Source organism: Desulfovulcanus sp., assembly GCF_982781345.1.
On the sequence record NZ_CEYAEZ010000038.1, the window covers coordinates 1 to 23,382 of the forward strand.

The window sequence follows — 23,382 nt, forward strand, 5'->3', positions numbered from 1 at the left end:
GAAAAAAATAGATATTATATTTAACGATCTTTTTAAAAAAGATTATGAATTGATGTTTTCTAATAATATTTCAGGTTATTTTGATAAAAAAGGTTTATAAATGGATATAAAATATCAGAATAGGTTGGATAAAGTTAGAGAAATAATTTTTAATTCGGGTCTTGATAATTTTTTCATTTCCGGTGCAGCCAATAGGTATTATCTTAGTGGTTTTGAGCTCCATGATCCTCAGTGTAATGAATCATCAGGATATTTGCTTATAACCAAAGATAATTTTTATCTCTTAACAGACCCACGTTATGAAGAAGCTGCAAAGAGAATTTTACCTGAAGATAATATATTTATATATAGACAAAATAAATATGAAAAGATAATAAATTTTTTAAAAGAAATTGGAGTAAAACGTTTTGGCTTTGAATCTATTTATATTTCTTATGATTTTTATGACCAATTAAAAAAACATTTTGAATTAGTTCCTCTTAAAAATGTAGTCGAACAAATTAGAATGATTAAAGACAAGGACGAAGTTAAGTCCTTGCAAAGATCTTGTGCACTCAATCATAAGGTATTTGAACAGATTGAATCATTTTTGACTACAGGTAAAACAGAGGCAGAAATTGCATGGGAAGTTGAAAAATTGTTCAGGACCGGGGGGGCCACTGAACTTAGTTTTTCAACTATAGTTGCTGTTGGTCCCAATGCTGCCTTACCCCATGCAATTCCCGGAAAAACAAAAATAGTTAGAAATTGTCCAGTACTTATTGATATGGGTGCGCGAGTTGATGATTATTGCTCGGATCAGACCAGGACTTTTTGGATAGGCGACAGACCTAGTAAAGATTTTCTTAATACCTTAGAACTTGTCAAAAAAGCACAAGAAAGGGCTATAAAAGAAATTTATCCGGGATTGCCTATAAAGGATGCATATTTTATTGCAAAATCTTTTTTTCAAGAGTATGGAGTAGATAAATATTTTACTCATGGGTTGGGTCATGGAATTGGTTTAGAGACACATGAACTACCTGCGATTGGACCTCTTGCCAAAGGTGTTTTTAAGCCGGGAATGGTGGTAACCATTGAACCGGGTCTTTATTATCCTAATTGGGGTGGAGTCAGATGGGAATATATGGTTTTAATCACGGATAACGGTGCTGAAATTTTATAGTCTGCTATGCTGAATAATTATTCTAAGCGCATATATTTGCAGGTTGATAGGAAAAATATTGCTTTATTTAAATTTTTTTTAGAAGGATATGATAATTTAGCTTACTTAACCGTAGTAGACAAATACAAGGCTGTTTTACAGCTTGTTTTTAGTTATGAGTTAGAAAAATTGGTTCATGATTTTATAAAAAATATAAAAGGCGAGATTCCTGTTAAAATAGTATATGATACAAGTAAAAAATAGCTTTTTTTGTGCCTTTTGGAGATAATATTATGAAAAAAATTAATTTTTTTATCTTGATAATTATATTTACTCTTTGTCTTGGAATGGGTGGAAATAATTATAATATTATTTCTAGTATTCCTGAGCCTGATCGCTATTTTACAGTAACAATTGTAGATCAGAGTAATAACTCTTATAAAGTGCAGAAAATATCTATTGATGGTTTAACTTTTTTACCCGCAAAAATGGGAAGAGCTGATGTTGGGGTAGACTTTAAAACTATTAAAAAGGTAAATTTTTATTTACAAGATGATAAAGTTTTAGCCAAGATAGTGTTTTATGATGAATCTAATAAAGAATTTTATATAGATCCGGAAGTTACATTTTTGGGTCAGACTGAATGGGGAAAAATTAGACTTAAATGTAGTGATATAAAGGAAATTGTATTTAAATGAAAAAAGCAATTAAAAAACTGTTAATTTTCAATCGTAAGAATAGATATTGAGCAGGTGTAAATAAAATTACATCATTAGAGGTTAAAGAATTTTTGACATGTGCGAGCGGTGGTTGTCCAAACATCTGAGGTAGTAATTTCCTTAATTTGAGCGATTTTTTGGGCAGTAAAACCAATTAATGCAGGTTCATTGCGTTTTCCACGATAAGGTTCTGGTGTTAAAAAAGGACAGTCAGTTTCCAAAACCATGCTTGTTAAGGGTATATATTGCACTGCTTCCTGAAGTTGCTGATTCTTTCTGTAGGTTACTGTTCCAGGAATGGACAAGATCCAGCCAAAGCCTAGGAGTTCTTCTGAGAAATCCTTTCCTTTCCCAAAACAATGCCATAATACTTTTTTATCTTTAAAACCCATATCGAGTAAAATAGCCACAGTTTCCTTTTCTGCCTCCCTTGAGTGAATAACAACAGGTAAATCCAGTTCCCTGGCCAGTACTAGTTGCTCCTGAAAAGCTTTAATTTGAACTTCTCTTGGGCTAAAATCATAATAGAAATCTAACCCGATTTCCCCCACAGCCTTTATTCTATTATCCTGATTAATAATTTGCTCAATTTTACTTATTGTATCTTGATTAAATACTTTGGCATCGTGGGGATGTGTACCCAGGATATAAAATACTTGCTCAAACGAGGAAAATAAATCCTTATTTTTAAAATAGGCCTCCGGACCTAAAAAGACATTGCCTATTGCTGCCACCCCGCATTTTTTAGCACGGTCAATTATTTTATTCAAATCTGAACCAAACTGCTCCAAGTCAAGGTGAGCATGACTGTCAATTCCACCTAGTGGAAGATTAAGTTCTTCAGGTAGTGCTCTTCTTTTCTTTTTAGACATTTTATTTTTTTATTTTAAGAATGTATCCAGACTATTGCTAAGAATTTTTCTTCCACTCGTCTAACTTTATTGCTTCCTCAATAAGCATTATAGGAATTTCTTCTTTAATTGGGTAAACCAATGCACACTTTTCACAAATTAATCCGTCTTCTTCCTGAGTTAGAATCAAATCCCCCTTGCATTTAGGGCAGGCTAAAATGTCCAATAGTTCTTTGTTTAAAGGCATGTTTACTCCTTTTGCGGTTGGATTTTTGAGTCTAGAGCACACATCCACTTATTTACTTACCCATTAACCCATTTATACAATCAAAATAATTGTTTTAAAATATTTTCACTTGCTTTTTGACTTTCTTGTTTTGGTGATGACGATTCACTTGTAGATGTAGGTTCAGTACCTGCTTTAAAAGGTAAAAGATAGACTTTATCACTATTTGGTCCGGCCAAGAGCCCGGTTTGAGCATCTATTTTGGCCATAACGATACCTGGAGGTCGTGGAAAGTCTTGAACCGGATAGTTAGGTTCAACAGCTAGGCGATAATTGACCCATATCGGACTTGCTGCCCTCGAGCCTGTTTCATATTTACCCATTGGGGTTAATTGATCAAAACCAACATATACCCCGGTAAGCAGATAAGGAGTGAAACCCATGAACCAGGCGTCCTGTTCGTTATTCGAAGTCCCTGTTTTTCCAGCCACTGGTCTTTTGAGTACTCTTGCCCTCCAACCTGTTCCATCTCTGACAACTTCCTGTAATAGGTAGGTAATGATGTAACTTGTTTCTGGACTTAGGGCTTTAACAGGTTCATATTTGGCTTGGTAAAGTTCCTCACCCCATGAGGTTGTTACTTTGTTTATTAAATGTGGTTGAATATATGTGCCACCCCGAGCGAATGCTGTGTACGCCTGACATAGATTAATAAGTGTTACCGGTACAGAACCAAGGCTGACCGATAGGTCTCGGGGGAATTCACCTTGTAAACCTAAATCTTTGGCACGTTGAATAATCTTATCTATACCAATGCGCTGAGCAATGCGAATGGTGACCAGATTCCGAGATTTTACCAAAGCAGTTCTTAAAAGGGTAGGTCCATAAAAGATACCTTCAAAATTTTCAGGTTTCCAGGTGGAATTAGTTTGAAGGTCCTCATATACAATGGGCGCATCCAAAACTATGGAAGCCGGAGTAAAACCGTTGTCCATTGCTGCAGAATAGACAATAGGTTTAAATGCCGATCCCGGTTGTCTTTTGGCCTGTGTAGCCCGATTAAATTGGCTTTTGAAAAAGTTGTATCCTCCAACCAGGGCCAGAACCTCTCCTGTCGCTGGTTCCAGAGAAACAAGGGCGCCTTCAACCCTTGGTTCTTGTTCCAGGGATAAATTCCAAAGCGAGCTATTGTCTTTTTGATTTATAATCGAAGCCCAGACAACATCACCAGGAGTGAGCACTTGGCGTGCATCCTTGATTTTAGGGACTTCTTCCGGGGCCTTTTTGGGATCGGGAGTTCTTGCCCAGCCCATTGTCTTTACATCGATCCAACCTTGAAAGGTACCAAACTTTACTTCTGCTCCTTTTTTATCCACCCTGGTGACTAAAACTTTTATCCACTCCCCAGGGACCAAGATATCCGGATGTACTGATTCCTGACTTAAAAAATGATCAAATTGATTTACCTCCAAGTGCTCAATGGGGCCTTGCCATCCCCTGCGTTTTGTTGAGGCGATCAGTCCTTTTTTAAGTGCATTTTCAGCGGCTACCAAGTGTTCCAGGTCTCCTGCTGTGTAAACAACTAGACCACCGGTATAGACTTTGTCTTGTCCAAATTTTTCAATCAGCCACCGACGCACTTCTTCCAGGTAATAAGCACCTTGTTGCCAGGAAGGGTCAGCCATTTGCTTAAGAGTGATTTGTGTTTGCCGGGCTTGATTATATTCTTCATCATTTATCCAGTTAAGCTCTTTTAACCTGTTTAAGACATACTCTTGTCTTTTTTTTGCGCCATTAAAATTTTTATATGGGTTATATCTGGATGGTGCTTTTGGAAGCCCTGCCAAAAGGGCTGCCTCGGCTAAATTTAACTCAGAGGCATGTTTGCCAAAATACTCCCTGGCAGCTGCTTCGATACCGTAAGCCCCTGCACCCATATAAATTTGATTAAGATAAATAGTTAGAATTTCATCTTTGGTTAAATATTTTTCCAGACGATATGCCAGAATAGCCTCTTTTAATTTTCGGGTATAACTACGTTCCGGTGAAAGAAGCATTGATTTTATGACCTGCTGAGTGATGGTACTGCCGCCCTGGACGATTCCACCAGCCATTAAATTTTTAATAGCTGCTCTAAAAATTCCTAAAAAATCGATACCTTCATGTTGATAAAAATTAGCGTCTTCAGCAGCCAAAAAGGCTTTTGGTACCCACTCTGATATCTCGTTTAATGATACTAGGAATCTTTTTTCCTTATAAAAATAGCCTAGGATTCTACCGTTTCTGGTTAAAATTTTGGTTACCAAAGGTGGATTATAATCCGTTATTTTCTTAAAGCCGGGTAAATCCTTGGCAGCCCAGAAATATAGACCAATTCCTGTTCCAGCTATTAATATAAGGAATAATAATAAAACTATTAGTAAATATTTTAATACCTTCATCTTTATCTCACTTGTTTAATCTAAGACTTGCGATCATGAACTTAAAATTTTTCTCAATGGTCTCTATGCTTACTGAAAATAGTCTTAAAAGCTGACCAACTTTTTCTGTTTTTTTTTGTGCCAGACAATATTTGTCCTTAAAATAAGTAATTTTTTGATTGTAGAACCAAAAGGGATAAATTTGACAATAAAAAGGCCTGGTGTGCCTTTGAAGCAAACATCCGTTGTCTGTTAAAAAGACACATTCTCCGTTATCTTTTATTTTTAGGCGATAGTGAAAATTATTCGGCGGGAAAATTTGTTTAATTTTATGTCTGTATTCAGGTAAATGTGATATAAATTTTTTAATAAAATTTATTGAATTTTTTTCCTGGACATAAAAATTATTTATTGGGCTTTTTTTACTTATCTTTTCTATTTCATATTCTGATAATGGGAAACAATATTCTTCCATCTCCTTTTTTATTTTGCAGCAAGTTGGATTTATTTGACTACACTGTGCACATATATAATTTATTTTCATTTAATTCGTAATTCTTATACGTATTGTTTACGATTTTTTATAGCAAACAATAATCTCAGTACCACTTTTAGTGCGACAAAAAGCTAGTGAACTCACTAAGAGAATTTAAATTTTCCTTTGCCGAGCAAGTCGTGAAGATGAACAATTCCTAATATTCTTTTATCCGCATCAACAATTGGAATAACAGTAATTTGTTTTTCTTCCATAATATCAAGTACCGATGCCGCTGACTGATTCGGGTCTGCTGTATATGGATTTTTTACCATGTAATTATTAATAGAATTGTTTAAATTCATATTTCCTTGGCATACAATGCGTCGCACATCTCCATCCGTAATTATTCCTTTGAGTTTATTTTCTTTGTCCACAATTAATACTACACCTAGTCCGCCTTTGTTAAGAACGTGCAGCCCTTGTTTAAGCGAAGTGTCTGTTTGTGTCAGGGGAAGATTTTTTGAATGCATGATTTCTTGGACTTTTTTAGCAAGTCTCTGGCCTAAAAAGCCGCCAGGGTGGTATTTTTTAAAATCTTGTTTCCCAAATGATTTTAAGTTGATCAGACAGACAGCAATTGCATCACCAATGGCCAGAGTTGCTGTTGTGCTTGCTGTTGGTGCAAGGCCAAGAGGACAAGCTTCTTTTGGTACCTGAACCTTAATGACTAAATCACAAAGCATAGCCATTGTTGATTTTAAATTTGAAGTCAAACCTATAATTTTTACGCCTAAAGATTTTAAACTTGGCAGGATGGAGTTTAATTCATCTGTTTCACCACTGTTTGATATAGCCAGAACGACATCTTCAGGCCTGATCATACCTATATCTCCGTGTGCCCCTTCCACTGGGTGAAGAAAGAAGGATGGTGAGCCTGTGCTACTTAAGGTAGCAGCGATTTTTTTGCCAACCAATCCAGATTTGCCAATTCCGGTTACTACAATTCTTCCCTGGCACCTTCCTAAAATATTAATTGCCTGAGTAAAGGAATTGTCCAGATCCTCTTTGACCTTTAATAGTCCTTGGATCTCAATATCCAGGACTTGTTTTGCAATTTTTATCCAATCTTTATCTGATGACTTCTGAGTGTACATAAGTAGGCTAATATTTAAAAAGGCTGGTTGATATGCGATTACTGAATGTTTTATTGTCACACAAAGGTTTCATATTTACTGCCTAGGGACTGTGATTTAATATTCAGTATAATTTATCGATAATATTCTACTTGAGTCTGAGGCTAAAATGACATTTTTATCTATCTTTATTTTTTTATTCCAAACACATTTTTCCGTAATGTGCTCCCGGAAGAATAGGATAGTCACCATTAAAACAGGCTAGGCAATAATTTTGCGCATTCTCTACTGCAGACTTAAGACCTTCAATACTTAAATAGTGCAGTGAGTCCAGGCCGATGAATCTGGCAATGTCATCTACACTATGATTACTTGCAATAAGCTCTCCTTTTGAAGAGAAATCAATGCCATAATAGCAGGGGAATCTGATTGGGGGACAACTGACGCGCATATGAATTTCTCTGGCACCTAATTCTCGCAGCTTCTTAACCCTGGTCCTGATTGTTGTCCCTCGGACAATGGAGTCTTCAACGATAATAATCTTTTTATTTTTGATCATACTAGCCACAGGGTTTAACTTAACTCGAACTCCAAAATCTCGCATATCCTGTGATGGCTGAATAAAAGTTCGGCCAATATAGTGATTTCTTATCATTGCTACTTCAAAAGGAAGCCCTGACTTTTGAGCATAACCCACGGCTGCATAGACTCCGGAGTCAGGAAAAGGCATGACAAAGTCTGCTTCTATTGGGGCTTCTTCAGCCAGGATACCACCCATTTTTTTTCTAGCTGAATAAACTTCTTCATCAAAAACTATCGAATCAGGCCGAGCAAAATAGATAAGTTCAAAAATGCAGGATTTTTGCTTTTTTGGTTCAGCAAACTGGATGCTTCTAAGTTTTCCATCCTCAATAATGACCATTTCTCCAGGTCTAATAGTGCGTAAAAACTCAGCTTCCAAAAGATCAAATGCACAAGTTTCAGAAGCAATGACATAAGCAGCACCGATTCTCCCCAGGGATAAAGGCCTGAATCCAAATGGATCGCGCATGGCAATCATTTTATTATTGATAAGCAGAATTAGACTGTAAGCTCCTTTTATTTTTGTCATTGTTTTGATGAAAGCCTCTTCAATACATGAGCTATTTAAATTTTTTGCCAGCAGGTGCATGATTATTTCGCTATCCATTGTGGTTTGGAAAATGGAACCTTTTTCTTCTAATTCCTGACGTAGCTCAAAAGTATTGACTAGGTTACCGTTGTGTCCAATTGCCATGGCCATGTCTTTAAATTTGACCATAAATGGCTGTGCATTTCGGATGAGTGATGCTCCGGTTGTGGAATAGCGAATGTGTCCGATGGCTATATCCCCTTTTAATTGATGACTAAGATGTCTTTCCGTAAAGACATCGGCCACCAGACCCATTCCTCTTTGCTCTCTTAATTTTTTTCCATCCCAGGTGACAATGCCTGCACTTTCTTGTCCCCTGTGTTGCAATGCATAAAGACCAAAATAGGCCATACGTGCTGCTTCAGGGTGCCCATAAATACCAAATAATCCACAATATTCCTTTTTTGTGTTAGTAGGGTTCATTGTACTTTAGTTTTTTTGTTAGTTTTTTTGTTAGTTTTTTTATTTCTGGTTGGTAATTATAAAACAAATACAATATTACAGACTTAAGAATGTTAGTTGGATATATTGATCTTAAAATAGAGTTATTTTTTGCAGCCTACCCTTGATCTTTTTATGTATAATATTCTTGGATACTTTGTACTTCAAGGCCACAGGTAGACTTTTCTTTAATGGCCATTGCAATAGCCTTTGCTCCTGCAATGGTCGTTGTATAAGGTATTTGATATAGAAGTGTTGCTTGTCTTAATGATGACGAATCCTGCACAGTTTTTTTGCCTGATGATGTATTGATGACAAGATCAATTTCTCCATTTTTAATATGGTCAATGACGTTTGGTCGTCCTTCATATACCTTGTTCACAACCTGAACAGGAATATTATGTTTTTCAAGGAAGTTAGCCGTCCCTCTGGTTGCCATAATTTTAAATCCTATTTCATTAAAAATTTTCGCTGCAAACACACTTTCTTTTTTATCTCGGTCATTCACCGAGATAAAAACTGTGCCTTTGCTTGGAAGAAAATGGCCTGCCCCCAACTGGCTTTTCATGTAAGCCAGGCCAACATTTTCATCTATGCCCATGACTTCGCCAGTTGACCTCATTTCTGGTCCGAGTAAAACATCTACCCCTGGAAACCTGTTAAAGGGCATGACAGCTTCTTTTACTGAGAAATATCCCTCTTTGCGCATTGACCATGGGTCAAGTTCTTTTAGCTTCTTTCCCATCATAATTTTTGTGGCAAGTTTTGCCAGAGGTACACCTGTGGCTTTGCTTACAAAGGGTACTGTTCTGGAGGCCCTTGGATTTACTTCCAAAATATAAATTTGATTATCTTTAATGGCGTATTGTATATTCATAAGCCCAACAACTTTTAGTTCTCTGGCCAGGGCCTTGGTTTGTCTTTCAATTTCGTTAATAAGCTCTGAACTTATTGAGTGGGCTGGAAGAACGCAGGCCGAGTCACCGGAATGTACACCGGCCTCTTCTATATGTTCCATAATTCCTGCTACATAGGTATCTTTACCATCACTTAATGCATCTACATCTATTTCAATGGCGTTTTCCAGAAATTTATCAATCAAGATTGGGTGTTCAGGTGAAACATAAGCAGCTTCTTGAAAGTAACTTTTCAGATCTCTATCATCATAGACAATTTCCATGGCCCGTCCGCCAAGGACATAGGAAGGTCTTACAACTACCGGGTATCCAATTTTTTTGGCTATCTCCAATGCCTGGTTTTGTGACATGGCCGTACCATTAGGTGGCTGGAGTAAATTCAGCTTCTGGATCAAGGCTTGAAACCTTTCTCGATCTTCAGCCCGGTCAATGCTGTCGGGCGAGGTACCTAAAATTTTTACGCCGGCCCGTAGCAGGGGCACAGCCAGGTTAAGCGGTGTTTGTCCTCCAAACTGGACAATAACTCCATCTGGCTTCTCAAAATCTATTATATTTAAGACATCTTCAAAAGTCAGAGGCTCAAAATACAATCTGTCAGAAGTATCATAGTCGGTACTAACAGTCTCGGGATTTGAATTGACCATGATTGATTTAATACCCATTTCTCTAAGCGCAAAAGAGGCGTGTACGCAGCAGTAGTCAAATTCGATTCCTTGTCCAATGCGATTCGGCCCTCCGCCTAAAATCATTACTTTTTTTTCTTTCCCAACTTCTACTTCGTTACCATGTTCATAAGTTGAATAAAAATAGGGAGTATAGGCTTCAAATTCTGCTGCGCATGTGTCAACAAGATAATAAACTGGTTCTATTTTTAATTTTTTTCTTATTCTTCTGATGTCTTCTTCACTTTTTTTCCACAAAATAGCCAGTTGTTTGTCAGAAAATCCCAGTTGTTTGGCCTCAGTAAGAATTTCTCTGAGTTTTTTGTTTTCCGGAGTTATACTTTCTTCCAAACTAAAATTTTTTAATTTTGTTTCGAACTTAACAATTTCCTCAATTTGGCGCAAAAACCACAAATCAATGTTGGTTAGTTTTTTGATTTCAGAGCAGCTCATGCCCTGAAGAAGTGCATGCCTTATAGAAAAAATTCTTTTAGAATTAGGAGTTATTAGCTTTGCTCGGATATCATCAAGGTTAGGCAAATCGGCATTATAGTTTTTGCCTAAACCCGGATAATCAATCTCTAATGACCTGAGCCCCTTTTGGAGTGCTTCTTTGAAGGTTCGACCGATGGCCATGGTTTCCCCGACACTCTTCATAGCCGTCGTTAAATAGTCTTCAGCGCCGGGAAATTTTTCAAATGTAAAGCGTGGGATCTTTACGACACAATAGTCTATTGTTGGCTCAAAGGATGCCATTGTCTCTTTGGTAATATCATTTGGAATCTCATCCAAAGTGTAGCCTACGGCCAATTTGGCAGCTATTTTGGCAATTGGAAATCCAGTAGCTTTAGATGCCAGGGCTGATGATCTTGAAACCCTGGGGTTCATCTCAATTACTACCATTTCTCCATTGTCCGGGTTGATTGCAAATTGTACATTAGAACCGCCAGTCTCCACCCCAATTTCTCGCATAATAGCAATTGCTGCATCGCGCATGCGTTGGTATTCTACATCTGTCAAGGTTTGCGCTGGTGCTACTGTTATGGAGTCACCGGTATGAACCCCCATAGGATCGATATTTTCAATTGAGCAAATAATTACGCAGTTGTCATTTTTGTCCCGCATTACTTCCAGTTCAAACTCTTTCCACCCTAAAACAGATTCTTCAAGCATGACCTCGTGTTTCAGGCTTGCTGCAAGGCCATGAGATGCGATAGTCTCTAATTCTTCTTGATTATATGCGATGCCACCACCGGTGCCTCCTAGGGTAAATGCGGGACGAACAATTATAGGAAATGGTATGATTTTACTCCATTTTTTTACCTCGTCCATGTTTCTGGCAATCCCGCTTTTGGGAACCTTTAGACCTATATTTTCCATTGCCTCCCGAAATTCTTCCCTGCTTTCAGCCTTTTTTATAACCGGTAAGGATGCACCAATTAGCTCCACACCATATTTTTCGAGTATTCCATTTTCAGCGACAGCTACGGCTGTATTTAACCCGGTTTGTCCGCCAAGGGTTGGTAAGAGAGCGTCTGGTCTTTCACGGGCAATTATTTTGGCAACGGTTTCAGGCTCAATTGGTTCAATGTATGTCTTGTCCCCTAGTTCTGGGTCAGTCATAATTGTGGCTGGATTTGAATTAACCAGAACGACCTCATATCCTTCTTCTTTAAGTGCTTTAACTGCCTGTGTTCCAGAATAATCAAACTCACAGGCCTGACCAATAACAATTGGACCCGAGCCAATGACCATAATTTTTTTAATATCTTTTCTTTTAGGCATAATTTTATTCGTAGGTTAAAGGTTTAATACGCAAACTAACCTGTTCTTTACTCATGTATATTAATTTTTTTTTATTTAGCTCAACCAAAATTAGTTCGCATTTTTGTTGAGAGTATCCTGTCAATGCTGGTAACAACGTTTTAAATTCGCGCAAGTTACCAACCGAATCTAGATAATATAAATTGGCCAGAATAAACTTTTCATCAGTCGTCAAGTTATTCGTTCCAAAAATTTTGGAGCGAAAACTTTCTGGTAGTTTGAGTAGCCTTTGTAATTTTGTATGAGCAAAAAACTCATCTATGCTCATGTTCTGTCCTTCCATTAGATGTATTGCTTGACATGGTCAATGAGTGTATTTACATAATTTTAAAGTTAGGAGGAATAAACTTATGAGTCCCAAACCCATTGACCAATTTCCACCAGGAAGTCGGGTAAAAATAGTCACCTTAAATGCTGGCTGTGCGGCCAGATCAAAATTATGCGCGCTTGGTTTAATCCCTGGCACGGAAGTTGTGATAGATAATTGTGGCTGTGGACCATTTAGAGTAAAAGTACGTGAAACTGATTTAGTTTTGGGTCATGGACTGGCACAAAAAATTCTTTGCTGTCCTATAAGTTAGATGGATACACAATTTTTTATTGTTTTGGTAATTTTATTTTTTTCTCTGGTTTATTTAGCTTTAAGTTTTTGTAAACTACTACGTTATTCCACCAAAGCTGAGAATCTCTGCTCTGGTTGCAATAGATGTAAATGTTTAGCAGAAAATCGTAACCTCAACCTTAAAAAAGATGGCATATGCACGAAGTAAGTTTAGAACAGACTATTTACGATTATATTACAGGTAAAAAAATTGACCTCACAACTTACGAGGACATTCGCCAAGCCCTGGCCAAAATTTTGGTCGAGGAAAAAGGTTATCCCAAGGAAAATATTTTTCCAAAAGTTGAGCTTAATTTAGATATTGCTCAAAAGTCATACACGATAACTCTTGATTTTATTATCAAAGATCAAGGAAAGCCTGTTTTGCTCTTGGCTTTTTGTCCCGGTGAAGTTTCTTCTTATGTGCGACAGTATATTTCTGCAGCTCGTTTATTTGATCCCCCTATTCCTTTAATAATTGTCACAGATTCTAAAGATGCTCGACTTGTCCGTTCATATGATAAAAAAATAATTGAACAAGGTTTTAATTCCATACCAAGTTGGAATGAACTAAGGGCGCTCAGTTCAAATGTACCGGAACCAGAATTAACCCCGGAAAAAAAACTAAAAGAAGCAAGACTTGCTTATGCTTACTTTTCTTTAACTGACGGATGTTGTTCATCAAGGTGTCCTATGTCCACTGAGTAATTTTAGGCACATCTAACTTTTTGATTGTCTCAATTATTTTTTTTTCGTTGTTGTTGCTGTTCCAACTTCCCCCACAACTATGCCCGCGGCATAGTTAGCCAGGCAGCAAGCATTGAGTAAATTAATTCCACAGCAAAGGCATAGCGCAAGTACAGCAATAACCGTATCCCCTGCCCCTGTTACATCGTACACATTTTGCGCACATGTCGGAATATGGTAAATCGAACCGTTAGTCTTAAATAATGCCATACCATCAGGTCCCAAAGTCACCAGCAAGTTCTCGAGCTTTTTATCTGCAAGTAATCTTTGCCCTGCCTCAATAATATCTTCAGTGCCCTTAATTCTTAGATTTGCACCCTCCTCTGTCTCCTTTTTATTGGGTGTCATTATAAAAATATCATTATATATATCAAAATTTTGAGTTTTAGGATCAAGGAGAATTTTATAATTTTTTAGTCTTTCAAATATATCGGTGCCAATAAGCCCTTTTCCATAGTCCGAAACAAGCACATACTCGTTTGGGCTTATTTTTTTTAGTACATGATCCAATTTTTCTACTTCATCATCGGACAATTTAAAACATTGTTCCTGATCAATCCGCACAATCTGCTGGTTGTGTGCCATGACCCTAGTTTTTATAGTCGTAGGTCTAATGTCTGATTCAATTAAATGGTAATTTATCTTTTCTTTTTCGAGCAACTCCTTAATTTTTTTTCCGTATTGATCTTTGCCTACAAGAGCAATGAGAACAGGCTCTCCTCCCAAGGATTTAATATTTCGAGCTACATTTCCTGCTCCACCCAGATGGAATGTTTCCTTATACACAGTTACAACAGGAACCGGTGCCTCTGGTGAAATTCGTTCGACATGCCCCCACTGATAGTGGTCTAGCATGATATCGCCAACAATTATAATATTTTGCCCATTAATTTTATTCAGATCCGATATTAGTTTATCTTTCATCATTGGAGATACCTAGCTTTTTTAGCAATAATTCCAGATCATTCTGAGAATTATATTTAAGTGAGATCGTTCCTTTTTCCCTGTTCCCTTTCAGATTAACCTTAATTTTTGGGCTGATTTTATTTTTAAATTGTTGAGCCAAAAAATTGGCCAGTTCCTTATCAAATGTTACTTTTCCGTTTGTTTTTTTGGGAATTTTTTTATTTTTCACAATTTTTTCTGTTTCGCGTACGCTCATTCCTTTTGATATAATTTCATTCGCCAATGCGATCATCTCTTCTTTAGATTCTAGTGCGAGCAGAGCCCTTGCATGGCCTGCACTTAATTTGTTCTCTTTTACCAGATGTTGTACATCTTCAGGTAGTTGAAGCAGTCGCATAAGATTTGCGATTTGAGCTCTACTTTTCCCTACCTTATTTGCAATTTCTTCCTGACTTATATTTAGATCATCTTTTAATTTTTTCAGAGCCAAAGCTTGATCAATTGGATTTAAATCTTCGCGTTGAATATTTTCAATTAAGGCAATAACCAAGACTTCTTCATTACTAAGATCTTTTATGATAACAGGCACCCTTTCTAGCTTGGCTAGTTGACATGCCCGCCACCTTCGTTCTCCAGCAACTATTTCATAGTTTTCACCATCTAATTTCCGAACAAGAATTGGCTGCAACAGGCCCTGTTCATTTATAGACTGAGCCAGTTCATTGAGTGACTTTTCAGAAAAAATAGTACGCGGTTGGTTTTTATTTGGCTTTATTTGGTCAATTTTTAAGTATGTAATCCCCGCGCTATCTTTACTTAAATCCATTGGATTCAAGAGTGCATCCAAACCCTTTCCTAAACCTCTTTGTTTCTTTTTCATTATTAATCCTTGATTTTTTTGATATTCTAATTAAATCTTTGCGTGTTAAATTTTACATCATTAGGAGGCAAATATGTTTTCAGATAAAGATATTCAAGGTTTGTACGACCATAAAGGTATTTTGATTGGCGTTTTCATATCGTCAAAACTATGGCATGCCATTGAGGATGAAGTTAGTCCTATTATAGACAAACATTTGGGTACTTCTGAAGAAAATGAGCCTGTCCAGGTCATGGAGGAGCCAATAGAAGATTGGGAGAACTTTTTAAAATTTTGGGATTTTAGATACCCGGTTGAAAAGAATGTTGTTTGTGATAATTGTGGCGCTAAAACTTCTGACTGGACAGCCGATGCACCCAAAAAATTTCTCCTAAAAGCTGCCAATATTGCCGGCTTAGTTTCTTTTCAGTGTTTACAGTGTAAATCTCGTATTATTAAAAGACACTTTAAGGATCACATAAAATATGAGATTATACCATTTAAGGAAGATTAATTGGATTAATGAGTGGATGTTTTAATAATGGTTTTATTCATCCACTCATCCCCTATTCGCTTACTTCTAACGTCCTAATTTTTTAACCAATTCCCTAGCTAATTCCAAATAAGCAATGGTTCCTGTCGACCTGATATCATAACTAATTGCAGGTTTGCCATAACTAGGCGCCTCGGACAAGCGCACATTTCTAGGAATTATAGTCTGAAAGACTTTGTCCCGAAAATATCCACGTACTTCAGTTGCAACCTGGTGGCAGAGATTATTTCTCTTGTCAAACATGGTTAGCAACACCCCAAGAATATTCAATTCACTATTAAGTCTTCCCCTAACGAGCTCATAAGTATGTAAAAGTTGAGCAATGCCTTCCAAAGCATAGTATTCACATTGTAGAGGAATAAGTAAATTTTGAGCCGCGCATAAGGCATTTACTGTCACTATACCCAATGATGGTGGGCAGTCAAAAATGAGATACTCAAAATCTTTTTCTACTTCTCGGATTAATTTGTACAGGTAATATTCGCGTTCTGTCTTGTCTAAAAGTTCCAACTCGGCACCCACCAGGTCATGAGATGAAGGGATAATTTTTAAAAATTTTAAGCTCGTGTCATGTATTATCTCTTGAGGGTTACTCTCGCCAATCAAGCCAGTATATAGATTTTGCACAATTTTTTTTACATCTAAACCCAGCCCACTGCTAGCATTGGCCTGAGGATCACAATCAACCAAGAGAACTTTTTTTTCCATTACAGCCAACGAGGCCGCCAAGTTTACAGCCGTCGTTGTCTTACCAACACCCCCTTTTTGGTTTGCTACCACTATCCTTTTTGCGCTCACTTAGCCCCCTGTCTTACTAAAATGTAGTTATTAAATAGGAAAATCTAGGCCTGTTTAAATAGATTGTTTCACGTGAAACATTGTAAAGTTATTTGTAAAATTTGTGGCAGAAAGACTGGGCGTCGTTGATAGATTCTACAAGCATAACGGCAGTTTGTAGATCGCCCTGATTTACTGCCTGTAGGAGTTGTTTGGCTAAATGGGCGAAGTCTTCACATTCATCTGCCCATTCGTCGTCTGCCAGAGTGTGCATCCGAGTTGCTAAACGATTGAATTTTTGTACGTGGTTTAGGTCTGGCAGTATTCCCTCTTGGGATGGCTTTTTGATAAGATCAAAAATTTGTGTCAATTCCTTTTTTAAAGTTTTGAGAGCCATTTCTCATCCTTCTTGGTGTTTATATCTGATAATATTTTTTATACCAAATTATAAACTGCTCTATGCCATAATCTATGGGGGTGTCTGGTTTGAAGCCAACATCACGCTGGAGGTCGTCAACGTCGGCGTAAGTTTTTGGCACGTCACCTGGCTGGAGTGGTAAAAGCTCTTTAACTGCTTTTTTATTTAAATGTTTTTCAATGGTTTCAATGAAATGGTTTAAAGAAACGCTGTTGTTGTTTCCGATATTATAAATTTTGTACGGTGCTGGGCTTGAGCTTGGGTCTGGTTGTGAACCAGACCAGTCTGGGTTGGGTTTAGGTATGTGTAGGGTGACTCGGTAAACTCCCTCTATGATGTCATCTATATAGGTGAAGTCTCTTTGCATGTTGCCGTAGTTGAAGACTTTGATTGGCTTTCCTTCTAAAATCGCCTTGGTAAATAAGAATAAGGCCATGTCTGGTCTGCCCCATGGTCCGTAGACAGTAAAAAAACGAAGACCTGTGCAAGGGAGCTTATACAAATAAGCATAAGAATGAGCCATCAATTCGTTGGCTTTTTTGCTTGCCGCGTATAGGCTGATCGGGTGGTCGACATTATCGTGAACACTGAAGGGCATTTTGGTGTTTAATCCGTAAACAGAACTGGATGAGGCAAAAACAAGGTGCTTTATAGAGTTATGCCGACAGCATTCTAGGATATTGGCAAAGCCTACGATATTTGAATCAACATAAGCCATTGGATTTTCGATACTGTATCTTACTCCTGCCTGAGCTGCAAGATTGACAACATGTGTTATCTTCTCCTTTCTAAATAGTTCCATCAAACCGGTTTTATCGGCAATATCCAGATGATGAAAACTAAAGTCGGGATTGTCAAAGAGTTGAGCCAGACGATCTTTTTTGAGTTGGACCGAGTAATAATCATTAAGGTTGTCTATTCCTATTACTTTAATCCCTTCATTTAAGAATTTTTTGGATAAGTGAAAACCTATAAATCCTGCAGCCCCAGTGACTAAAACCTTCATTAACTACTCCTAATCTTAAAATTTTTTATTGGATGAAAGTACGTAAGTTAACTTTATGCTTTGAGTTTTATCAATACATAACATAATGCAAAAAACGAATGCGAGCGTTTATCAATTAAAAAAAAATAATTCAATCATAATTAGACTGAAAGATAAGGGGTACGAATTCAGTGGTAAGGGGTAGGGGAAGCTTCTAAAGTCTCAAACGTCATTTTCATATCATCCTTCTCCTCCCTACTCTCCTGACTCTCCCTACCCATCCCCTCATTCACCCATTTACCCATCTTCCCATCCCCACCATTCACCCACTAATTTTTATTGGGGACTGTATTTTTTTAATATTTGCCAGACCAAATTTTTTAACTCTCGATTATCTGGAAGGAGTTGATCAAAATCTGGCAAACCCTGGACTAGATAAGAACCATAATAAAACTTCTTTAACTCAAAGTCTTGGTCAGGAAATAAGGTTTTGAAGGCATCTTTTCCGAAACAAAAAATATAAATTGGCTTGATTTGCTCCAGACCATACTGAAATAATTGGATATCTGGTGCAAAAGCGTCATTTTTTAAGTTAAATATAGGCCAAAAGGTAATCGAACCCTGAGGCCAATTGAGCTTGTCGTGTACTTGATGAACAATACTTCTTATTAGTCGCTTCCTGTCTGTTACTTCTTCTATGGAGAGGTCATAGGTAAAACCAGCATATATCCATAGAGTGTAGGCTGGTCTCAAAAGTTTACTTAGTTTTAATTTTATATTTTTAGGTAAGATAAAAGAAGCGTTCTGGTCGTTGGGTGTTGAGGGAGAAGATGTTTCTTTTGGCTTTGGTGGTTTAGGATCGGTAAGGAAGTATTTGAGCCCAAGTTGAATTAAAACTCGGCGGTTTTCTGAAATGTCTAAAGAGTTAAAATCCAATCCCAAATCCTCCAGGCTACCTCTGTTTTGGGAAGTAAAGGCCAACTTTCCTGTCTGTTAGTACGGTCTAAAACATATACCCTATTTTGATCGCTGGCAAAAGCTGAATCTTCATCTGTTATCAGGTTGCCAATAATGAGATCTAGATTTTTTTTCTTAAGTTTTTGCAGGCAGTTGTGATTTAGATTTTCAGCCTCAGCAGCAAAGCCAATTAATTTTTGTGTTTTGGTTTTTAAATTTCCTATGGTAGCCAGGATATCCTTGTTTTTGGTAAATGTTATTTTTAGCTGGTGGGTATCTGACTTCTTAAATTTCGGAACCGGACAGCACTCAGGGGAAAAGTCAGCTACTGCCGCTGTAAAACAACCCATATCCATGCTTGGCCATAAATCCATACACACGGTATACATTTCTTTGGCCGAGTGGGCTGGATATAAATTTAGTCCGGGTAGTGGGAAAACATTTATAGGTCCATGAACCAGGTGGACTTCGGCGCCACGAAGCAAGGCAGCTAAACTCAGGGCCAGTCCCATTTTACCAGTAGATGGATTTGACCAAAACCTAACCCGATCGAAATATTCTCGAGTTGGACCAGAAGTAATAAGTATTTTTTTATTTTTGAGATCTTGTGGGGTTATGGTTTTTAATGTGGAAAAGTAAATTTTTTCAATCGAGGGCAAACGTCCTTGGCCTGTATCACCACAAGCAACATGACCTTCACCCGGTTCAATACAGATATAGCCGCGCGATTTTAGTTTTTGCCAATTTTCTTTTGTCGCAGGACTATGCCACATCTTTGGATTCATGGCCGGAGCAAAAATTATTGGGCCGGGAAAAGATACTATTTGCGTGCTCAAAAGATCGTCAGCAATGCCATGTGCTGCTTTGGCTAAGATATTTGCCGTTGCCGGAGCAACGAGCAAAGTATGAGCAGTTTGTCCGGGGGCCAAATGGGCAAAAGTTGACCGGAGGAGATCGTCCTGCGTAAAGACAGGATCCGCACCCAGGGCCTGAAAGTTTATCGGGGGAATAAACTCGCTCCCTGATTTTGTTAAGGTAGCGCCAACATCTAAATTGGACTTAAGAAGTAAACGTAGCAGGTCAAGTATTTTATATGCGGCAATACTTCCGCATATTCCCAAATGTGCCCTTTTACCGTAATAATGGGTGAAAAGCGGAAACGAGTTCTTCATTGGGAAAGATTCTTTTCTAGATTTTCCGGTGAATCACTAAAATGACCCAGCTTTTGCCGGAATCTTGGAGCGACCCATATCTGCAATTCAGTTGTAATTGGATGGTCGATGATTCTAATGATGCAATCCTTGTTTGGCTTTTCAAAAACCATAATATAACGACCATATTTAAAATAACTGCGCATGCTCCAGTTTTCTTTAGGCATATTGGCTAAAAAGAAGTTGAACAAAGATACAGCATCAACTCTTCCTTTAAATACGACTGCTCCAGCCTTCATATCCGGGGTTTCAAATAGGATCGATTTTTTGGGATCCAATTTCATTTCATTTGGTATTGGAATATCATCAAAATCATAGTAGCTGTTGGTATTTTCCGGAGCTGGTGGAGGAGTAATTTCAGGTTCAGGAGATGATGTTTCAGGCCCCTTTGTTAGGGTTGCACAACCAAAGAGTAATAGGGATGCGGCAATTAGAATCAATGATTTTAGTTTCATAGCATTCCTCCGTTTGCTTGAAATTTACCTAAGACTAAATTAAGTTTTTTATTATGGCCTGACATAGTCATAAATACAGTCTTTTGGTCCAGAATAAGAGAATTTAAAAGGTAACTTCTGGAGCAGTTGAAAGTAATCTCATTAAAAACGTTAGTGTATTTTGAAGGTTTAACAACTCCTTTGATTTAATTAGTGAGTCAGAACGGTCATCTTTGTCAAGCAGGCCAGTTAGACTAAAAACAGATTTTTTCAAGTAGGTTAAATTAAGAGGCGACAATCTATTCAGCGGTTAAAATGGTCGTTGGCCACAGGCTCAATTGTGTGCAGGTCTGGCATAAACAGATTTTCAAAAACAAAACCCCATCCTTACCCAGGATGGGGTTTTGTTTTTGAAATTAATTATAAAATATTATCACCTATTAGAAGCTCCATCCAAGATCCGCTCTTAATTTTGCAGGCAAATTGGCATTTTCAGGTGGCAAATAAGGTTTTGGGGCACCAGCCTGACGCCGACTTTCCTTGAGTTCGTCTAGAGTGAAATCTCTAGGAATGACAAAAACTTGATTGGGGTAGATAAGATCAGGATTTTTGATTTGGTCCCTGTTAGCCTTGTAAATCAAGGGCCACATAAATGGATCATTATAAATTTGTTTGTATTCAGCAATCCACCATAAGCACTCCCCTTTGACTACCTTGTGCTCGGTAGGCAAAGAAGCATAATTGCTTTCATAAATTTCCATGGGGGTTGGCTGAACAACTTGTTTTTGCTCAGGTTCAGGCTGGACAACAGGTTGAGGTGCAGGTTGTGTTATTTGTTCTTGTACCTGAGCTGGCTCCGCGGGCGTGGCTTTTACCTGCTTTTTGGCGCAACCAAAGGCCAACAGGCTCGTTGCAAATAAAGTAATAAAAAGTAATTTTCTCATGATAGCCTCCTATAATTTTGAAAATTGGCATTTAATGGTCCTTTGTTTTCTAAGTTGTTATCAATTAATTTCATCTCTTGCAAGACAAGTTTGTTGTTCGGAGCTATTTGGTGGGCATGCTTTATTGCTTGTCTTGCTTCGTCAATCCATCCTCCCAAACGCAGGCTCTGTGCAGCCAGGATGTACATATGTTCAGGAGCATCGCCATATATGGCCTGAATAAGTTCGTTATAACCTCCGGTTTTAAAGACATTTTTGACCAATTCATGTCTGGCAAATAAAAAGCGGGCCAACAATGGGTTGTCCTTATGGTATGGTAAATAAAGTATAAACAGGCGCCTACAATGAAATTGGATAAACCGTATCCTCTTTACTTCGCGAGCAATACTTTCTTTGGTTTGTTCAATGACTTGGAGAAGTTCCTGGGTAATTAACCTCTCTTCAGGGCTAAGTGATTGTTGTGACTGGATCTCTTCAAACCAGGGCCGATAATTTTCCTGTTGATAGGCATCTTCTCTTAGCTTCATACATTCATGAAAAATATATCCCAGAGACCAATCGAGATATTGGCCTATCAGTTTAGCCTTGGGGTCATGTTTAAATAAAATATGAGCAGTATCCTTTAAGTGCCATAACTGGCCCTTATTCATCTTTTCCCCTAAAATATCCTTAAAAAATTGGAAACGAATTTGCCCGGTTTGATCGAGGTACTGAAATTCTTGTTCAAGCTGCTGGCTGACTAAGCAAAAATCACGCAACACATCACGAACAAATTCTGGGAGTTTTGTGCATATCCAGGTTTTTGACATAAGCGATAATTACGTTTATTTTTTTGAAAAGATTTTCAGATCAATTTGGCGTTGTCAAATAAAAAATGTATTCTGATGAGCTTTATTTGCTAAAAAAATTGGTTCTTTATTCGGACATTAAACCTCTAAGTTATTTGAAATCTAAAATATGGTTAAGCAATTACCTCCACGCAATATAGCATTTTTATCTGTATTAGCCTCTATATTGACTCTGACTCTAAAATTTGGGGCATATCTATTAACCTCGTCAATTGGTTTCTATTCAGATGCAGCTGAATCTTTGATTAACCTTGTTGCCAGCCTTGCTACGGTGTGGGCTATAAGTATTGCATCACGGCCAGCCGATGACAAACACAGTTATGGATATGACAAAGCAGAATATTTTGCTAGTGGATTCGAGGGAAGTTTAATTATAATGGCTGCTATAAGCATTATAGTTTCAGCCATAAACAGGTTTCATAGTCCACAAAAATTGGATTATTTACCAGTGGGTATCCTTGTCGTAACGGTTGCATCATTGATTAACTTTGTTGTGGCAAAGATAATGTTGAAAGGTGCCAAACTTTTTGATTCCATAGCGCTGGAGGCCGATGCCAAACACCTTATGACCGATATCTGGACGTCTCTTGGTGTCACAATTGGCGTAGGCATAATTTATTTTATACCGGAATGGGTTATTTTAGATCCGATCATAGCCATTTTGGTGGCCTTAAATATTATGTGTTCCGGGTATTCTTTGATAAAGCGTTCCGTGTTGGGCTTGATGGACAGGTCCCTGCCTGAAGATGAGTTGGAAACTATTGACCAGACAATAAGAGAATCCGCGGGTGATGGAGTCCATTATCACGGTTTAAGGACAAGAAAGTCCGGGGTAAGACGATTTATTGATTTTCATATGCTTGTTTCAGGCCAAAAGAGTGTCAAAGAGGCCCATGATTTGTGCTGTAAGATTGAAGAGAACATACAAAAGAGACTGCCCAATGCTCACGTAAACATTCATGTGGAGCCCAAGGAAGACAAATCGGCCTGGGAGGATTAAACTTTTCCTGTGCCCAAACCTTAATCAGAGGACAAATTTTCATAATTTTTTCAATCCAGATTTCTTTCAAGCTGGTGCAACTGCCCGGACCCATCTATAGCTTGCTTGCGGGCAGAGCATAATGGTACATTTAGGATAAATGAATATTCTTTTTAT

General features: G+C 37.8%; 24 protein-coding genes. 7 read left to right on the plus strand and 17 right to left on the minus strand.

Features of this window, described 5'->3' with window-relative positions; genetic code table 11:
- Positions 1-100 precede the first annotated feature (100 nt).
- Genes AC3WVG_RS07240 through AC3WVG_RS07250 form a run of 3 tightly spaced genes read left to right on the plus strand, consistent with a single transcriptional unit; the run spans position 101 to position 1,842 of the window.
- Complete coding sequence (locus AC3WVG_RS07240) at positions 101-1,165, plus strand: M24 family metallopeptidase (protein ID WP_488797488.1); 1,065 nt, start codon at positions 101-103, stop codon at positions 1,163-1,165.
- A 6-nt stretch (positions 1,166-1,171) separates the two neighbouring features.
- The gene (locus AC3WVG_RS07245) at positions 1,172-1,408 is read left to right on the plus strand and encodes a DUF4911 domain-containing protein (protein ID WP_488797489.1); all 237 of its coding nucleotides are present in this window, start codon (positions 1,172-1,174) and stop codon (positions 1,406-1,408) included.
- A gap of 29 nt (positions 1,409-1,437) precedes the next feature.
- Entirely contained in the window at positions 1,438-1,842 is a 405-nt protein-coding gene (locus tag AC3WVG_RS07250) for a hypothetical protein (protein WP_488797490.1), read from the plus strand.
- Positions 1,843-1,916: 74 nt separating this feature from the next.
- Here the strand turns inward: AC3WVG_RS07250 and AC3WVG_RS07255 are convergent, their stop codons facing one another.
- The 7 genes from AC3WVG_RS07255 to AC3WVG_RS07285 form a co-directional block, all read right to left on the minus strand.
- Positions 1,917-2,735, minus strand: coding sequence for a TatD family hydrolase (locus AC3WVG_RS07255; protein ID WP_488797491.1), 819 nt, complete (start codon positions 2,733-2,735; stop codon positions 1,917-1,919).
- A gap of 37 nt (positions 2,736-2,772) precedes the next feature.
- The gene (locus AC3WVG_RS07260; protein WP_488797492.1) at positions 2,773-2,961 is read right to left on the minus strand and encodes a Trm112 family protein; all 189 of its coding nucleotides are present in this window, start codon (positions 2,959-2,961) and stop codon (positions 2,773-2,775) included.
- A gap of 80 nt (positions 2,962-3,041) precedes the next feature.
- Positions 3,042-5,381 (minus strand): penicillin-binding protein 1A, encoded by a 2,340-nt coding sequence (locus tag AC3WVG_RS07265; RefSeq protein ID WP_488797493.1) that lies wholly within the window; start codon positions 5,379-5,381, stop codon positions 3,042-3,044.
- A 618-nt stretch (positions 5,382-5,999) separates the two neighbouring features.
- Positions 6,000-6,992, minus strand: a complete 993-nt coding sequence (locus AC3WVG_RS07270) for a KpsF/GutQ family sugar-phosphate isomerase (RefSeq protein WP_488797511.1) — start codon at positions 6,990-6,992, stop codon at positions 6,000-6,002.
- A 175-nt stretch (positions 6,993-7,167) separates the two neighbouring features.
- The gene (gene purF / locus AC3WVG_RS07275) at positions 7,168-8,565 is read right to left on the minus strand and encodes an amidophosphoribosyltransferase (RefSeq protein WP_488797494.1); all 1,398 of its coding nucleotides are present in this window, start codon (positions 8,563-8,565) and stop codon (positions 7,168-7,170) included.
- Positions 8,566-8,716: 151 nt separating this feature from the next.
- Positions 8,717-11,947 (minus strand): carbamoyl-phosphate synthase large subunit, encoded by a 3,231-nt coding sequence (carB, locus tag AC3WVG_RS07280; RefSeq protein WP_488797495.1) that lies wholly within the window; start codon positions 11,945-11,947, stop codon positions 8,717-8,719.
- Positions 11,948-11,951: 4 nt separating this feature from the next.
- Positions 11,952-12,254 (minus strand): hypothetical protein, encoded by a 303-nt coding sequence (locus AC3WVG_RS07285; RefSeq protein WP_488797496.1) that lies wholly within the window; start codon positions 12,252-12,254, stop codon positions 11,952-11,954.
- An 82-nt stretch (positions 12,255-12,336) separates the two neighbouring features.
- Between AC3WVG_RS07285 and AC3WVG_RS07290 the strand changes: the two genes are divergently transcribed.
- Together AC3WVG_RS07290 and AC3WVG_RS07295 are read left to right on the plus strand one after the other, a co-directional pair.
- Positions 12,337-12,567 carry a FeoA family protein gene (locus tag AC3WVG_RS07290; protein ID WP_488797497.1) on the plus strand — a complete coding sequence of 77 codons (231 nt, stop codon included), beginning with the start codon at positions 12,337-12,339 and terminating at the stop codon, positions 12,565-12,567.
- 176 nt (positions 12,568-12,743) lie between these two features.
- Complete coding sequence (locus AC3WVG_RS07295; RefSeq protein WP_488797498.1) at positions 12,744-13,295, plus strand: type I restriction enzyme HsdR N-terminal domain-containing protein; 552 nt, start codon at positions 12,744-12,746, stop codon at positions 13,293-13,295.
- A 33-nt stretch (positions 13,296-13,328) separates the two neighbouring features.
- Here the strand turns inward: AC3WVG_RS07295 and rfaE1 are convergent, their stop codons facing one another.
- Positions 13,329-14,261 (minus strand): D-glycero-beta-D-manno-heptose-7-phosphate kinase, encoded by a 933-nt coding sequence (gene rfaE1 / locus AC3WVG_RS07300; RefSeq protein WP_488797499.1) that lies wholly within the window; start codon positions 14,259-14,261, stop codon positions 13,329-13,331.
- Complete coding sequence (locus AC3WVG_RS07305) at positions 14,248-15,120, minus strand: ParB/RepB/Spo0J family partition protein (RefSeq protein WP_488797500.1); 873 nt, start codon at positions 15,118-15,120, stop codon at positions 14,248-14,250. The genes rfaE1 and AC3WVG_RS07305 overlap by 14 nt, the downstream gene beginning before the upstream one ends.
- Before the next feature lie 73 nt (positions 15,121-15,193).
- Between AC3WVG_RS07305 and AC3WVG_RS07310 the strand changes: the two genes are divergently transcribed.
- Positions 15,194-15,613 (plus strand): hypothetical protein, encoded by a 420-nt coding sequence (locus AC3WVG_RS07310; RefSeq protein WP_488797501.1) that lies wholly within the window; start codon positions 15,194-15,196, stop codon positions 15,611-15,613.
- A 66-nt stretch (positions 15,614-15,679) separates the two neighbouring features.
- Here AC3WVG_RS07310 and AC3WVG_RS07315 read toward each other — a convergent pair whose 3' ends face one another.
- The 8 genes from AC3WVG_RS07315 to AC3WVG_RS07350 all read right to left on the minus strand — a co-directional run bounded on the left by AC3WVG_RS07315 (position 15,680) and on the right by AC3WVG_RS07350 (position 22,187).
- Positions 15,680-16,450 (minus strand): ParA family protein, encoded by a 771-nt coding sequence (locus tag AC3WVG_RS07315; protein WP_488797502.1) that lies wholly within the window; start codon positions 16,448-16,450, stop codon positions 15,680-15,682.
- A gap of 88 nt (positions 16,451-16,538) precedes the next feature.
- Positions 16,539-16,826 carry a GAK system XXXCH domain-containing protein gene (locus tag AC3WVG_RS07320; protein ID WP_488797503.1) on the minus strand — a complete coding sequence of 96 codons (288 nt, stop codon included), beginning with the start codon at positions 16,824-16,826 and terminating at the stop codon, positions 16,539-16,541.
- Between the two features lie 19 nt (positions 16,827-16,845).
- A complete protein-coding gene (locus AC3WVG_RS07325; protein WP_488797504.1) occupies positions 16,846-17,853 on the minus strand; it encodes an NAD-dependent epimerase in 1,008 nt (335 codons plus the stop codon).
- 315 nt (positions 17,854-18,168) lie between these two features.
- On the minus strand, positions 18,169-18,768 hold the full coding sequence (locus AC3WVG_RS07330) for a hypothetical protein (RefSeq protein ID WP_488797505.1): 600 nt from the start codon (positions 18,766-18,768) through the stop codon (positions 18,169-18,171).
- The gene (coaBC, locus tag AC3WVG_RS07335; protein ID WP_488797506.1) at positions 18,750-19,961 is read right to left on the minus strand and encodes a bifunctional phosphopantothenoylcysteine decarboxylase/phosphopantothenate--cysteine ligase CoaBC; all 1,212 of its coding nucleotides are present in this window, start codon (positions 19,959-19,961) and stop codon (positions 18,750-18,752) included. The genes AC3WVG_RS07330 and coaBC overlap by 19 nt, the downstream gene beginning before the upstream one ends.
- Complete coding sequence (locus tag AC3WVG_RS07340; RefSeq protein WP_488797507.1) at positions 19,958-20,455, minus strand: hypothetical protein; 498 nt, start codon at positions 20,453-20,455, stop codon at positions 19,958-19,960. Before AC3WVG_RS07340 ends, coaBC begins: the two co-directional genes overlap by 4 nt.
- A 419-nt stretch (positions 20,456-20,874) precedes the next feature.
- Positions 20,875-21,378 carry a LysM peptidoglycan-binding domain-containing protein gene (locus AC3WVG_RS07345; protein WP_488797508.1) on the minus strand — a complete coding sequence of 168 codons (504 nt, stop codon included), beginning with the start codon at positions 21,376-21,378 and terminating at the stop codon, positions 20,875-20,877.
- On the minus strand, positions 21,375-22,187 hold the full coding sequence (locus AC3WVG_RS07350) for a hypothetical protein (protein ID WP_488797509.1): 813 nt from the start codon (positions 22,185-22,187) through the stop codon (positions 21,375-21,377). Before AC3WVG_RS07350 ends, AC3WVG_RS07345 begins: the two co-directional genes overlap by 4 nt.
- Positions 22,188-22,335: 148 nt before the next feature.
- On the opposite strand from AC3WVG_RS07350, the gene AC3WVG_RS07355 reads away from it, so the two are divergent.
- Positions 22,336-23,226 carry a cation diffusion facilitator family transporter gene (locus tag AC3WVG_RS07355; protein ID WP_488797510.1) on the plus strand — a complete coding sequence of 297 codons (891 nt, stop codon included), beginning with the start codon at positions 22,336-22,338 and terminating at the stop codon, positions 23,224-23,226.
- The last annotated feature ends 156 nt before the right edge of the window (positions 23,227-23,382 follow it).

Coding starts and splice junctions, on each gene's coding strand:
- AC3WVG_RS07270 (WP_488797511.1), bottom strand. CDS start 6,992: ATGTACACTCAGAAGTCATCAGATAAAGATTGGATAAAAATTGCAAAA.
- AC3WVG_RS07310 (WP_488797501.1), top strand. CDS start 15,194: ATGTTTTCAGATAAAGATATTCAAGGTTTGTACGACCATAAAGGTATT.
- AC3WVG_RS07340 (WP_488797507.1), bottom strand. CDS start 20,455: ATGAAACTAAAATCATTGATTCTAATTGCCGCATCCCTATTACTCTTT.
- AC3WVG_RS07245 (WP_488797489.1), top strand. CDS start 1,172: ATGCTGAATAATTATTCTAAGCGCATATATTTGCAGGTTGATAGGAAA.
- purF (WP_488797494.1), bottom strand. CDS start 8,565: ATGAACCCTACTAACACAAAAAAGGAATATTGTGGATTATTTGGTATT.
- rfaE1 (WP_488797499.1), bottom strand. CDS start 14,261: ATGATGAAAGATAAACTAATATCGGATCTGAATAAAATTAATGGGCAA.
- AC3WVG_RS07255 (WP_488797491.1), bottom strand. CDS start 2,735: ATGTCTAAAAAGAAAAGAAGAGCACTACCTGAAGAACTTAATCTTCCA.
- AC3WVG_RS07240 (WP_488797488.1), top strand. CDS start 101: ATGGATATAAAATATCAGAATAGGTTGGATAAAGTTAGAGAAATAATT.
- AC3WVG_RS07295 (WP_488797498.1), top strand. CDS start 12,744: ATGCACGAAGTAAGTTTAGAACAGACTATTTACGATTATATTACAGGT.
- AC3WVG_RS07290 (WP_488797497.1), top strand. CDS start 12,337: ATGAGTCCCAAACCCATTGACCAATTTCCACCAGGAAGTCGGGTAAAA.
- AC3WVG_RS07305 (WP_488797500.1), bottom strand. CDS start 15,120: ATGAAAAAGAAACAAAGAGGTTTAGGAAAGGGTTTGGATGCACTCTTG.
- AC3WVG_RS07320 (WP_488797503.1), bottom strand. CDS start 16,826: ATGGCTCTCAAAACTTTAAAAAAGGAATTGACACAAATTTTTGATCTT.
- carB (WP_488797495.1), bottom strand. CDS start 11,947: ATGCCTAAAAGAAAAGATATTAAAAAAATTATGGTCATTGGCTCGGGT.
- AC3WVG_RS07345 (WP_488797508.1), bottom strand. CDS start 21,378: ATGAGAAAATTACTTTTTATTACTTTATTTGCAACGAGCCTGTTGGCC.
- AC3WVG_RS07250 (WP_488797490.1), top strand. CDS start 1,438: ATGAAAAAAATTAATTTTTTTATCTTGATAATTATATTTACTCTTTGT.
- AC3WVG_RS07355 (WP_488797510.1), top strand. CDS start 22,336: ATGGTTAAGCAATTACCTCCACGCAATATAGCATTTTTATCTGTATTA.
- AC3WVG_RS07350 (WP_488797509.1), bottom strand. CDS start 22,187: ATGTCAAAAACCTGGATATGCACAAAACTCCCAGAATTTGTTCGTGAT.
- coaBC (WP_488797506.1), bottom strand. CDS start 19,961: ATGAAGAACTCGTTTCCGCTTTTCACCCATTATTACGGTAAAAGGGCA.
- AC3WVG_RS07260 (WP_488797492.1), bottom strand. CDS start 2,961: ATGCCTTTAAACAAAGAACTATTGGACATTTTAGCCTGCCCTAAATGC.
- AC3WVG_RS07265 (WP_488797493.1), bottom strand. CDS start 5,381: ATGAAGGTATTAAAATATTTACTAATAGTTTTATTATTATTCCTTATA.
- AC3WVG_RS07325 (WP_488797504.1), bottom strand. CDS start 17,853: ATGAAGGTTTTAGTCACTGGGGCTGCAGGATTTATAGGTTTTCACTTA.
- AC3WVG_RS07285 (WP_488797496.1), bottom strand. CDS start 12,254: ATGAGCATAGATGAGTTTTTTGCTCATACAAAATTACAAAGGCTACTC.